Origin of the sequence: Vibrio sp. 10N.261.51.F12, from assembly GCF_041471725.1 — a bacterium.
In the GTDB taxonomy this organism is placed as follows: Bacteria; Pseudomonadota; Gammaproteobacteria; order Enterobacterales; family Vibrionaceae; genus Vibrio.
The window spans coordinates 24,301-38,337 of record NZ_JBFROV010000020.1; the positions used below are offsets into that span (position 1 = coordinate 24,301).

Consider the following 14,037-nt stretch of genomic DNA (forward strand, 5'->3'; position numbering starts at 1 on the left):
GTAATCCTGAAATATTGCTGTGTCTATCGTTTTTTAACGGATTTTAGCGGACGCTAAAAATGGAAAAACCAGCAATTTCAGATTGCTGGTTTGCGGGTGGAACATTACTTTTTATTGTTTATGCTTTTTCTTTATCTGTTGTTTTTTGATTGGTTTCTTTCCAATACTGAATACGACAACGATGAAGTCGAGCACGTCTCATTTTTTTCATGGTTAATTCCTTCTTTACTCTACGCATTCTAAGTTACTGACTCTATGTAACAGAGAAATGACAACCGTAATACTATTGTGTGACACCGTTAAAAAGATGGATTGGACATCCATACGAGCGAAATCTGCTCTTTGTCACTTTTCATACAGACTGTTTCTGTAGCCAACCTATCCTGAATCTCATTTTTTCTGACCCAGGTAAATACTTTAGAAACAGAAATGGGAGATAAGTTCAAAAATTCAACCAGTTTCTTATCTGTTTCTGCTGCAGAGTGCTTTGCGAGCTCTTCCGCCACATTGAACCGTTGTTCACCAATTAAGACTTCTACAAGTTCGAATCCGTCAACTCTTAAGCTGAACGGAATTCTCGTATAATGATATGGCGTCATCAATGCTATTAATTCTACACGGCTAATTTCGTCATCATTGACTGATACCTTAGCGTCCATAGGGACGCCTCGGTAATCCAGATCAAAACCACAATAATATTGCCCTTCCGTCTCACCACAATCATATATGTCTGATAATGCACCTAGGTCTTCACGCGATACCAGGTCAATATGACCGCCTACAAAGCTCTCAACCCAGTTAGCAGTAACAACGTTGGAAAACACACAACATAGTCCTAGTACTATTATTCTAATAAACATCGCTACCATCTATTCTATTCGCGTTACCTACAAAGGCTCATAAACACCTTTATGAGCGTCTCATCTCTATATTATTCTATGGCAACCATTACATTTCATTAATACAAATCAGTTACCATTGAGATTTTCTAAGGATTGCGAGTTAATTCGTGCTTGGAAAACTAACTACATGATATACTGTTAAAATCTTTGCTACCTTTGTTAAAATCCATGCCCATATCTCAATATTATCTTGCTTTAAGTTGTTTATTAATAGCCCTGTCACTCACGGGTTGTAATAGTGACGATACCGTCTCCCTTGGAGATATTATTAATCCTGCGCCAGTCAAAATGGTTGGCCCTGAATGCGACGTTTTAGCGACAAAACAAACCATACGAATTATTCATGTTGCAGACCTTCATGGGCATTTTGGGTTTAACGAAAAATATTACAGCAAAATAAAAGCAGCGCATACACAGGCGTTGAAAGAAAACCCTCATACGTTATTCACAAATGGCGGGGATGATTACGAAAAAGGGTCAGTCGCTGAACAGCTGTCTTTCGGGGATGCTACATTAGAAGCGACTCAAGCCATGGCGTTTGATTACCGCGTTATTGGCAATCATGATTTTGCTTGGGGACCGGAACAATTAATCAAGTATTCTAAAGACGACATCGCAACCGTGCTTGCCTCCAATACCGAATACTACGGGACAGATCCGAGCGGCTTTGATGGCATTGATTTTGCCATCGCACAAGTAGGGTGCGTAAAAATTGGTTTGTTTGGCATGACCTCTGGCCCATGGAACGAGCTCGACCAAGAAATCACACCAGAAACTGATTTTATTCCCGACTTTAAAATGCGTTGGGATTGGAATGACAGAGCAAGACAGCTTATCCGTGATTACGCACAAGACGTCGACTATATGATTATGTTGAGTCACCTAGGCTTTGGTACGGATAAAGCTTTAGCAACCTACGTTGATGGTATAGACCTTATTTTGGGAGGACACTCTCATGCCACGCCTGATTCAGAGCTCATTAATAATACCACTGTCGTGTTGCCTGACTTTAACGCCAAGGGATATACAGACATCGAAATTGTATTTGACCTAGCCGATAAATCAGCGTCCTTTGCTAAACCAATCAAAAGTACTGATATTGAAACCACGTCATTAACGGACGAAAACACTCAGGCAAAAATAGACACGATACTCGGTCGATACGCCCCAGATGCTCACACTGAAATCGCCGTTTCAAAAAATCAGCTCAATCGTACACAAATGCGAGAATTACTCTTTAAAGGGATGCTGTCGTATACAAACCCTGAAACACAAACACACTTCGCAATCGACGCTAGCCTCCTGAATGAAAACGAAATTGAAGACAGTGAAATTTGGGCGCCTGGCTCATTAACCCAAGAGCATTTTCATCGCTCGTACCCTATTGAGCGACAACCTTCTAATACACCTGGTTTCACCGCGCTTTACAAAGTCGAAGTGTCTGGTGCAGACCTAAAGTTAATGGCTGATGCCAATGAAACACTTCAATATAATGGTCCTCCGTTAGATGACTTAGTCGATACCGCTATTTATAATGTTGGCTTGTTTAAATCAGCAGCGTGGAATCCAGAATATTTTTTTAACGCCCTGTATTATGACCCAAGCGATGCCGTTCTAATTGCAGAAGCATGGCAAATCTATGATGCTTACGCCAGAACCCGCACTGCAAGCTGCCTTTTTATTGATTCCGATGACGAGCTTTATAGCTGTAACAATGACTTAATCAATGCTACGACGATATGGAATTTTAATGACACTGATAACATTTTCCTTGCGGAACAGAGTCAACTATCGTCTCTTAAGCTTCAACTCAAAGACGAAACAGATGCCACTTGTGAATCATCGCTGTTGTCATGTGGCACTACAGAGTCTTTAAACATCCCTCAGCTTCCTGATGGCAGTGTGGGCAACGTCATAAAGCTTAATGCACTTGTTGCCGACACCAACGGAGAGTTGCGATTACAAACACAACACGATTCAAATGGCGACTTTTCAAACCAAAACCTTGTCTCAAACTATACACTCGTTTTTGACGCTCTCTGGCCCGATGATAGTAGTAACAATTTTCGGGCAATCCTTGATGCGAATAGCCTAAATAACAAGGTTGAAATATATCTAAACGAAGATAATCAACTCGGGCTTTACTCTCAATACGCCGGTATATTTGAAGCGAATACATGGCACCGTATTGCTTTGGTATTTTATACGTCGGACGCTGGTGATGTAGTTTACAAACTATATTCAAACGGTCAGTTCATTGCGACGATGAGATACAGTGCAGGTGAAGGGATTAAATGGGCAATGGATAAGCAAAACATGCGTTTATTTACGGATACAGAATACCAAAAAAATGAAGCTCAACCAGTGTATATAAACGCGTTACTTTATGCGCCTCGACCTTTTAGCGATGTTGAAGTGGCTAGAATGGGCGATGTATCAAATCAGCTTGAGTTCATACCAACAATGCGTGAACTAAACCAAACGGTTGAACGATTTTACCAAAATGCACCTGAAGACTGGGCTCACAAATGGATAAAGCAACGCGCTAAATTTATGAAGTCAAAAACGATTAATTAAACCATAATTTCTTATGAAACTAACCATGGCTTCCCTTTATCAGAGGCCATTAAATGGATACTCGTGCTCCAAACGCTCAGTAACCAAGTAACCAAGTTAGTAATAATTAGAATACAACCTTAATGGGTCGGGTTGTAATTTTGCTTTTTCCCAAACGGAGTCAAAATTGTACTTAAAATATAGGTTAAACAGGCTTGGTTGATAATCACTTGAAAATTGCTGAGAAAGATAGCCGACAAATGTCCAGTGGTCAGATATTTTATATTCTGTGTACAATTGAACAGCACTGCTAACCCCAGAGCTTGTTGATGGGTTACCTTCTAACTGATAAGGTGCGTCAAAACTAGCATTGGATAGAGAAACCGACGCTCTCGCACCGTAGGTCCAATCATAATTGACACGTCGATAATACGACACTGGAACTGATAACGAAAAGTACGATTGCGGACTATAATAATTTCCGTGCCCTATTACTACTTCACTTAGATTCTTGTCATACCCCATATAGAACATTGAGCTACCGATCGATAGCGAATTATCATTGGTATTAATGACGTTATAATACCCACCAGCCATCCCAGATAAACGATCATTATCGGCAACATTAACACCGGTTAGTTGATGGTATTCACCGTAGCCCCAAAAACCATATGGTCGACCATCATTCCACGATAAACTAACCGTACTCCCGGTGCGCGTCACTCCACCAAACTCTGTTACATTCCCTCGTCTATCTGCAACCTCTAAACCAGAGTATGAGATCAGGCTTGAGGTCACTGGGCGTTTACTCACACTCCCGCGAATAGATACATCCCCTAGTGATGTTGTTCCTTCTACTCCTCCTACCCAATCATTAAGCCTAAAGCCTATCGGCGTCGTACCGATATCCGCACGCCAATGCTCTGCTTCCCACCCAATAGAGAATGCTTGACCGACTCGGCTGCGCTCAAACGTCACATTTTCGTCATAGTACGTAAGTGTTCCACTATCAAGGTAGACACTATCTGTCCGTAACTTCAAATGCCCATTCCAATCAGGTATCGCTAAACTCAACTCAACAGGAACAGTTAAAAATGTAGCGCCATTTGGTACCGAGTTAAATTCGGTGCCGAACATAACATAAGATTGATTTTTGTTACGTAATTCATCTAGCGTTGCGATGAGATCGTTTGTCATCCAATTGTCATCAGCTTCACGGTACGCCGTTTTGATACTGCGGGTTGTTGGCGACTCACTTCTTTCTTGATCATCGAGTAATAAACCGGTGGTAGCGAATTGTTCAACCAGCCCCTCATCGTTAGCATCAACCGCCTCTTCCTGCAAACGCCAGTAGTCAAAACCCGTTAACGCAAATTGAGAACGATGATTATTAAAAAAGTTAATATAGGATTGATTTCTTAGCCTTATAGCCACTACCATCGCGGAAATGAAGTCTTCTTTATCAAGTTGAAACACATGATTAGCAGAGGCTTCAAGCAATTTTTCTGCGTTTTCAGGAGAATGTTCAACGGTATTTAAATAACGATCCGCTCCCAATGGAAACTCATCACCAATGAGTTCGACATAGGCATCTATCGCTTGATTTACATCGTGCTCAACAAGAGACTGATCGGCTTTCAAGGCTTTTTCACGATCCATAACGATTTTGGCATTGATTTTTCGTTCTTTTGTTTCTTGATAGACAAGGCGATGTATATCAGGATTATTCATTTGATACACAACCTGAGAATAGAGCAGCAACTCGTAATCTTGTAAGTCGTTAATATCAATTTCAGCGATTAAATCGTTCGCTTTTTCTGGGTAACCAAACTCCGACCATAGAACGGTAGCGATAGGCTCATCTGTTTTAGCCACCGACTGAATATACCGGTCTACTTCAAGTAAAACGTCTGAGGCGTTCTTATCATCAGATAGCCTTTGTATCATCTGGCGATGATACTCCAGTTTAATTCTTGTGAACGTCGCTTGTTCTGATGACGTTAATCCATTGAGTTGGTTTTCTGTGACAATACCATACGCTTCAGCCCATCGATTGTTTGACACTAAGAACAGACTATAAGCGTGCGTGTGTTCAGGGTCTTGAAATTCAATATAAGCAGTGCGCATCATATAATCAGCTGATTCGTATTGATTCAATATCACTAATTCATCAGCAATCTCTTTTTTTAACCAAGGCAGATCAGCATTACTATTCATAACGTGTTGAAATATGGAGGAGGACAACAACTCTGAGGGCGCTTCTTTATCCTGTCGCAATCTATCAAGTACCACTGAATGCTCGACACGTGCTGTAAAAGACTTCAGTACATGGCGTTGCTCGGCGTTAAGTTCAGACAACGCTTGCAATTGTCCTTCGTTACCTTGACTTGGATAGCGAGTTTCCACCCACAGTTCAAGAGCACTGGTACTCAGGGGCTCAATATCCTTTGCCTTAATAGCCCACTGGTGCGCGGACTGTATATTGCTTTGAGACCGTAGAACCTGACCTTTCATCACGTAACCTAACGCAATACGTTTATCAATGCTCAACGCTTTGTCAAGTTCAGCTTCAGCCTTAGTAAAATTTTGACGGACGATAGCACTACGCGCAATATCAATCGCTTGCCAGTATAAAATAGTTCGCTCTTCGGCGTTGTAGTAATTGCTTAAGTCAGGGTTATCATCACTTTGACGTGCTCGTCTAATATACTCCAATGACGCCGTATAATTACCACGTCGATATTCGTGTTTAGCAAGTGAACTGAGTGTCAAAGGGTCGTTTGGCCACTTTCGGTTTGACGCTACTAACGTGTCGTACCCAGACCATGTAAATTTCCCACGCCCTACCTCCTGTAAAGCCTTGCGCTTTTTCCGGTACAACGGATCTTTTCGTAACTCTTTTTCATGCAGCCATCGACTTTTTGCTGTCTCATAGCGCTGTTGAAGAGCAAGATCATCAGGGTGATAACTCGCAACTCGCTCATAGGTCGCAAACCATTGCTTTGAAAGCGGCTGGGATTCCAACTCGGTTAACCAAAGACTGCTTGCAAAGACCCCTAACTGTGAATCATTTGCCAAAGAGGAATAAATTTCGATGGCTTTTTCGCTGTCGTAATATCGAGCTAGATGTCGCGCAAGCCTAATCCGGATCTCTCCAACTTGTGGAAAAGCGTCATCTAACGCCTTATATCCTTCTAGTGCTTCGTCTGCACGATCGGGAAACGTAGAAAGAAGATCCAAGTATTCAAGCTCATAATTAACGTCAGGCCGTTGGTCCCCAAAAAGCGCCACAAATCCCGCTAGAGCCTTATCATACTGCCCTCCTTTTTGGAGCAACATGATTTGATTGTATTCCGTTTTTCTCTGCTCATTAACGTCGATGTAGTTGCGAAAGGCTTGCTGAATGTCTTTATCACCACTTTTACTTACCTGCTCGAGCAACGGATATGCCAACTCAGTCTGATTGTTTCGAATCAACCAGCGTCCCTTGGCAAAAAGTGCCTGAGGGTCCGTAGGTGCAATAGCAAGCCAACGTTCGACGGCAGAAAAAACTAAATCTTCATCCTTCTTAAGCTCCCCTATGACTATCTGATTTTCCAGCCAGTTTGGTGCAGATTGATAATAAACTGCGGGTGTATGAGTCGTGGCATTGACTGCCACTGAGTAGCACAAAGCGATCGCGTAGCAATTTGACGTAAAAGGAATCCTCCTCACTGCTCATTTACCTCAGGAGTCAGTGCCTCAGAGTTTGCCCAAGGGAGAATAAGCTCACCATGGTCATCAAACCGGAATCGCTTGTTGTACCAACTCATGCCAAACCACGCTAGCACATTGTTATAGTATTCATCATCACGCTTTGTCTGTAACTGTTGCTTTGTTTTAGTAGCAAATATCTGGGCAAGTTCGTCGTCTTCATTCGCCACAAGAAGCGGTATCATAGCAGCAGTAAAGCCCACCGGAGCACTACCGCGACTTTTTCCTGATTGCGCAAAGGTTGTCAACGGTATCGACTGTTCTGTTCGTATTTGGTTAACAAACGGCTGCAATGTCTTGAGTAGCTGCTCTCGACTTTCCATGGTTCTAGGCATCATACCTGCCCACATATAGGTGCGAATCGCATTGTAGCTACCCTGATCATCAGTCTCATTATCAAAGTAATAATCTTGACCGTCGTAGAGTATCCAATCAGGACTCACACCAAATACTTGAGAGCGAAAAAGAAGTTCTCTCGAACCGCTCCACAACTCTGTCCAACGCTTATCAGTCGATGAGTGCACAAACTTGGCAAGCAACGGCATAGGAACGTAACTTGGATTCAACTTAACGGCTTTATCCACTTCAAATCCGTATTTTCCAGGGACAAGTTGTCGCACGCCCGGAACCAAGCTTATTGTCTCTTCAGCTAAGATTCTTTGCGCTAGTAAATAACCTACATTTTGATAATAGTCGCTTTTCCATAGCCTCCCAGCCTCGAGTAATGTGTAAGCTATCCACAAATCCGAGTCGGAAGCGGAGTTGGTATCTAGAATCTCATAGCCGTTATTCCCCTTACCCCATAACCAAGAGGGTAATCGCGCCGTTAGATCGCCACCGGCTAAATGGTGGCGCGTCCACTCGTACACAAGATCAAATGTTGCTCGGTCATTCTCAACCAAAGCAAAAAATAAGGCGTAAGACTGGCCCTCAGACGTTGTGATACTTCGAGGGTCAGATCCATCGATAACCCGACCATTATCTATAATGTACACTTCTTTAAAATCTGACCAAGACAGGTCGTGCTCTGCTGACACTGAGTAACAAGAGAGCAGCAAAGATAGATAAATGACGATCTTATTCATCGTTGTGTCCTAAAGAGTGCTTTAATCGACGCGATGCATAGCGCTTCAATACTCGCCACATCAACAAAGTGAAGCCAAGTACCAACAATAACGCAACGATGACCATAATCACGGGTCTATCTGAAAAGTGATACCACACAAGGTCAAACAAAGGCAATGAACCTACAAAGTACTGGCTACCAATCTGATAACTATTGATATCATACTTGGTAATTGCGACCGCAGAGCCAGTCAATTCAGCACTGTGTTTATTCAACGCAGATTGCAACAACGGAATCGACTGCTCGTTCCTTGCCGACAACACCGTGACGGTTCGCAAAGCAGAAATAGGTGACTCAAAGCTTGCCATTGATGCAAACTCGCCTCGCGTCGACAAGTGCGCCGATACGGTTGGTGCCCGTCCTGCTAGTTTTCCAAACCCATTCAAAGCCCCCTCATCAGATGAGAGTGTCGCGGTCATAAATTGTCCGTCTTCAGAGGAGTTAACATAAGCAAGAGAATCGGAGTTTAAGCCAAAGCGAGTTGCAGACTGAACGCCTAGTACCAAAACATCTTTGTCATTTAGAACCGCGGTATCCCACGAATCGATCAACTTATATTGATAAGCGGGCAACCCTGTCTTTTTGGTGATGAAACCAACCATATCAAGTAATAGTTCAACTTCTTTAGGACTGGGTTCTCCTGACATGACGATAGCGGTTTCAGACAGGTCTGCCATTCTTGAATACGGAAACCCAGATGAAGCAAATACTTGGTTGTTTGGCATTTGGATGTAGTGAGGAAATCCAGAAAAATCGACGCTCGAATTTCCATCAATGGCGGCATACTGGATCGACGTAGAGCTTCCTTCACATTCCGCAGCCGTGCTTTGAGCCAATTGAAAAGTGAAGCCTAAGGTGTTTTGGGTCGCCGCTTTAAATCCAGGAACGTTTAACGATTCATGCGCAGAAAATGATTCACTACCTAATACTGGAATTCGCCATACTCGTTGCTCCTTGCTGGTTTCCCCGCTATCCAAAGAAAATGCTTTAACGAATCGTTCATTAACCGCGACGCTCAACTTTGAACTACTGGTCCCCTCTTGAGGAGGAGAATGTCGGTAATTTAACTTCATCGGAATCGACTTCGCGTTCCAAGTAAACAAATCAGGTGGCAAAGTAAAGTCAACTTTAATAGGTGATAAGTTCACCCCTTGGCTTTCTAACTGGTAGTCCCCCTCAACCAACTCAGACAACCTGACAGCTCTGTTCGTCGGAAGCCAATTGGGCGCATCATATGGCTGCCGTGCTTTCAAGTTTTTTAGCTCGTGCACATACGCCACTTCACCTGACATCAATTGATTGCTTGCGGCAAGTCCTTTAGCCGCCATAGACAGCTGTTGTTCGTTGGCGCCCAACACGAGCAACAGCTTAATGTGGGGGTTCCTGGGATGGCTTACCATTTGAATGGTAGGACGCGTTATTTCAGGCAGGTCTTTTAAAAATAGCGGCCTATTTTTGTTCGAGGCAAACACGATTGCATGCCTGTCCGGTAATTGATCATCATAAACTGGAAAAGTAATGTCACGCCATTTAACGTGGCTAGCAAAGTAGTTGGCAACTACCGATACTGAATGTACGCCGGAAAGCGAAAAATCACGCGGTACGACCATAGGAATGGACACATCGTGGAAATCACGAGTATCAAAAAATGGGGCCGGTAACAAACTAAGCTCATTCGCTATTTCTAATGGTTGTACATCAAGTTGGATCGAGCTTGCTGAGCTCAATTCCCACCAAAGCGCAGGATCGCTCCCATCGCTACATTGAGCATCAATACGGCCAATAAGTTCGAACTTAATTTGATTATAATTTTTGAAAAAACGCCCATCAAGGGCTATCTGCTTCATCTCTTTTTTAGTCGTTGAAGCGTTGTTAAATTCAACGACATCCATCAGTTCATTATTAAGAAACACTCGTACGTGCGATACGGATGCACGCAATGCTGGCGATGGCAAAAACTCTAACCGAAGGTTTCCGCCTGTAATCACTTGATCAAGACGCGAACCAAACCCTAAATAAGCCGTACTTTGATTGCCTTTTAGCTGTATAGAAGACTCACCTGTAATGTCTTCGAATGTATATTCGAGACTCATATTAGGGTTCACTTTCTCGTTGAAATCAGCGGCAAACGCCGTGGATATCATTGCCAGCGATAATATCGATAGCGTCCTTATCATTCTCATTATCATTTCCTAATACACCCATCGAGGCCTGAAAGTCAGCCCGAATAAAACCAGTGCTTCTAACCTTGAATATATCAATTGGAATATTCTAGGGCTGTAATCCACCATTTTTCTAAAACCCATGACACTGACTAAACACATATTCTTTAAACTCTGCCAAGGTTTGTCTTCTTCGTACGATTTCTGCCACTTAGACCATGTGTCCGACCGCGCAAAAGTACATTGTATAAAACGTTTTTCTTTTTCCAATGTCATCGGCATTAACTCGGCGCCAACCGTTCCATTTTGACAAAACTTAATTTCACACAGAAATGATTCCGTAATACCGTAGCGTTGCAACGCCACATTGACTTTATCACCTTGCCGCAGCACTATTCCTGAGTGAATTTCAAAGCCCAGCCCTCCAAACGAAAAATCTTTAAGTTGTGCGGGGTAATGATGGCCATCAGTCGTCGTAAATGAAATCGCATAATCCACTTCAATTCGATGAGTCTGACGGACTTGTTTTTCTTCCGCCGATACCGCAAGCGCGACCCCAAGTACAAACAGGTTATAGAGCGTCCAAAATAGGTTGACTAAAACCGTAGCTGTTTCGGTAAATTCATAGTCGAACAACCTATGAATACCAACGGCAAACCCCAATAAATTGAGTATCAGCAACGCTATAATCGGTTTACTAATATTCCAGTCAAAAAAGCTATTTTGTATTAGCCCCCCCTTCTCCGTCACATTAAATGAACCTTTGTTAGGCGCAATTAACGCAATTGTGGTTGGGATTGCAATGTACCAAGCTAAAACCGTTTCATATACCTCTCCCCAAAATGAATGACGATATTTACCTTGGATCCTCGAGTTGGTTAAACTGGCATGAAACATATGTGGTAATACAAATAGGACGATAGCCAATGCCGGAGCATAGATTATGTATGCATCGAACAACAAGAAAGCAAGAGGGGCTACCATGAAAATCAACCGTGGAATTCCACTTAAAAAATGCATCATTCCATTGAGGTAACATAATCTTTGTTGCCACTTTAGACCTCGCCCTAATAGCGGGTTATCGACCCTGAATATTTGCGCCATCCCTCGTGCCCAGCGAATCCGTTGACCGATATGCGCCGACAAACTATCGGTCGCAAGTCCAGCGGATATTGGTTCTTTCAAGTAAGCACTGCGATAGCCCAACCGATGCAACTTTAACGCGGTATGCGCATCTTCAGTCACCGTTTCGACGGCAACACCACCAATTTCCTCAAGTGCACCGCGCCGTAAAATTGCGCAGGATCCGCAAAAGAAAGTCGCGTCCCACATGTCGTTACCATCTTGAATCAATCCATAAAATAGATTGCCTTCGTTGGGAAGCTTCCTGAAGTTTGATAAGTTGCGCTCAAAGGGATCAGGAGAGAAAAAATGATGGGGTGTTTGAACCAATGCCAGCTTATCGTCTTTGAGAAATGCTCCAATCGTCACCTGAAAAAAAACTCGCGTGGGGATATGGTCGCAATCAAAGATTGCAACGTACTCACCATTGGTGTGTTTCAATGCGTAGTTTAAATTCCCAGCTTTCGCATGTTCGTTTGTTGGCCTCCTTATATAGCCAACGCCAGCCTGCTCAGCAAAGGCTTGAAAATCATCTCTTTTGCCATCGTCGAGGATATAGATGTTAAGTTTGTTTTTTGGCCAGTCGATTGTACTTGCTGCTAAGACAGTTGCTCGAACTACCTCTAACTCTTCATTGAAGGTGGGAATATAGAGATCAATAGATGGCCACTTCTTCACTGACTCTGGCAGTAACACGGGTTTCCTGTTAAGTGGCCAAATAGACTGAAAGTAGCTGAGAAGGAGCACCAACCACGAATAGGTTTCAGCCATTAGTAGTATTAGGCCCAATATTAGGTCGAGGTCTTTATCCCAGTTAATCGTTGACGTATAGCGCCACCAAATATAACGACATGACGCAATCAGGGAGAGTACAATGAGGAGTAGGTTTGGCAGTCTACCTTCCACTCCTCGAATTGAAAACGCGACTAACGCTAACGCACCAACAAAGAATGCCTGTGCAGCAATTGAGAATGGAACGGTTAAACAGAGCAGCGTTAGGACGAATAAAATACCATACAGAAGCGGATCTGGGAGGATCCTATTGGAGTATTTTTCTGAACCTACATCTTCAAGCTTTGAATCCAAAGAACTGACCGCTATAGAACTAATCTTACGGAACCATTGCGCGCCGTATCGAAGCATCGATTTTAAAAAACATAAATGACGAACCAACAACCAGCTATCTAAATGGAAATTTTGCTTTACTAAGCAGATCCAAAGCAGTTGAATGACAATTCGAATATTATCGCCATATGAGAAGTGATCAAACTCAATTTGTGGAAAATAATGGTTCCATGCCTTCAAATCTAACGGATGACGAAGAAAGGCTCTGGTAAGCAAATACAGTATGAATAAGAAAAAATGACGAGTGCTAAGGGAGTATTCCGGGGTCTTTATGGAATTCGAAAAGTCTCGATACAGAGACGGCGAAATGAATAATTTAACGACATTCATCTTAACGACCCTGCTGTTGCTTTTGTTCCAAGTACGATAGGGTCACCGTCGCCAATTGTTTAAACTCAATATGGCTTTGGGAATAGAGAGCAGAAACGATTACATTGGACAGCTCCGCAAATGTCTCTTGTACTGCAATGTCAAAGTATAGGTAAGACGATAACAGTTTATCTCCTAGCATCTTTTCTAGAACTAAAACTAGCTCCCGGGACAAACCAACGTCATGACGACAAGCGTTCAGGACAAATCGAGTATTTTCCATAGCGGGGTTGTTGTTGAGTCGTTTAGAAAGCATCGTAACTGATAGCGGTGTAGGATTAATAACCTTCAAAGCCAGGTCAACACTGACACCATAATCTTCGATTTTAAGATTATTTGGGAGTAGTACAATAATGTAATCAAATTTTAATGAAGCGGTTTGGCACATTTTACTTAGAACATTAATCATTATTTCAATGTCTAGATGAGCGTCTCCAAACGGTATAAAACATGTCCCTCCAGGGCTCATGAAGATCGCATCTTTCCACGACTTTCCATTTGAATGCGCATTCGCCCACCCGTCATCATCAAGGGTATGTTTACCGAACCAACACCCTAAAACATTTCGATTGTCTAATTCAATCAGAACAACCTTTTTTCCACGAGACGTGTACGCAGCCGCCATATTTGCCGCCACGGTGTTGGCTCCCGCACCACTATTTACCGATTGAACTGATATTAAAGCCACGGTTAGTCGTTCGCACTAACAAGCTTTTCACTTGTCGCCGTCACACTGTCGTTAGTCTTTTTGTGTACCAAAAGCTGCCATTTTTGATACGTCATTTGTAATTCATAATCTTTTTCTAGATCTTTATAAGAATCGCATTTCAATCCATATGATTTAAAAACTTGCGAAACATCTGATAACGCCTTAGACATTTACACTCTGAATATATTTGTTAATAAGGATGCTGCATAGTAC

8 protein-coding genes are annotated in these 14,037 nt (G+C 42.7%); 1 reads left to right on the forward strand and 7 read right to left on the reverse strand.

All coding sequences use genetic code 11. The annotated features are described in order from the left end of the window. Window positions 1-299: 299 nt before the first annotated feature. A complete protein-coding gene (locus AB4405_RS13720) occupies window positions 300-824 on the reverse strand; it encodes a hypothetical protein (RefSeq protein WP_102470196.1) in 525 nt (174 codons plus the stop codon). A 246-nt stretch (window positions 825-1,070) separates the two neighbouring features. Between AB4405_RS13720 and AB4405_RS13725 the strand changes: the two genes are divergently transcribed. Next, window positions 1,071-3,479, forward strand: a complete 2,409-nt coding sequence (locus AB4405_RS13725) for a metallophosphoesterase (protein WP_372061344.1) — start codon at window positions 1,071-1,073, stop codon at window positions 3,477-3,479. 96 nt (window positions 3,480-3,575) lie between these two features. Here AB4405_RS13725 and AB4405_RS13730 read toward each other — a convergent pair whose 3' ends face one another. From AB4405_RS13730 to AB4405_RS13755, 6 genes are read right to left on the reverse strand one after another with little or no spacing between them, the layout of a single operon-like run. Beyond that, window positions 3,576-7,172, reverse strand: a complete 3,597-nt coding sequence (locus tag AB4405_RS13730) for a cellulose synthase subunit BcsC-related outer membrane protein (protein WP_372061346.1) — start codon at window positions 7,170-7,172, stop codon at window positions 3,576-3,578. Next, on the reverse strand, window positions 7,169-8,296 hold the full coding sequence (bcsZ, locus tag AB4405_RS13735) for a cellulose synthase complex periplasmic endoglucanase BcsZ (RefSeq protein WP_372061347.1): 1,128 nt from the start codon (window positions 8,294-8,296) through the stop codon (window positions 7,169-7,171). Before bcsZ ends, AB4405_RS13730 begins: the two co-directional genes overlap by 4 nt. Beyond that, complete coding sequence (bcsB, locus tag AB4405_RS13740) at window positions 8,289-10,520, reverse strand: cellulose biosynthesis cyclic di-GMP-binding regulatory protein BcsB (protein ID WP_372061348.1); 2,232 nt, start codon at window positions 10,518-10,520, stop codon at window positions 8,289-8,291. The genes bcsZ and bcsB overlap by 8 nt, the downstream gene beginning before the upstream one ends. A gap of 9 nt (window positions 10,521-10,529) precedes the next feature. Beyond that, window positions 10,530-13,076, reverse strand: a complete 2,547-nt coding sequence (gene bcsA, locus AB4405_RS13745) for a UDP-forming cellulose synthase catalytic subunit (protein ID WP_372061349.1) — start codon at window positions 13,074-13,076, stop codon at window positions 10,530-10,532. A gap of 1 nt (window position 13,077) precedes the next feature. Continuing rightward, the gene (locus tag AB4405_RS13750) at window positions 13,078-13,803 is read right to left on the reverse strand and encodes a cellulose synthase operon protein YhjQ/BcsQ (protein ID WP_372061350.1); all 726 of its coding nucleotides are present in this window, start codon (window positions 13,801-13,803) and stop codon (window positions 13,078-13,080) included. Between the two features lie 2 nt (window positions 13,804-13,805). Next, a complete protein-coding gene (locus tag AB4405_RS13755) occupies window positions 13,806-13,994 on the reverse strand; it encodes a hypothetical protein (protein ID WP_102470189.1) in 189 nt (62 codons plus the stop codon). Window positions 13,995-14,037 lie beyond the last annotated feature (43 nt).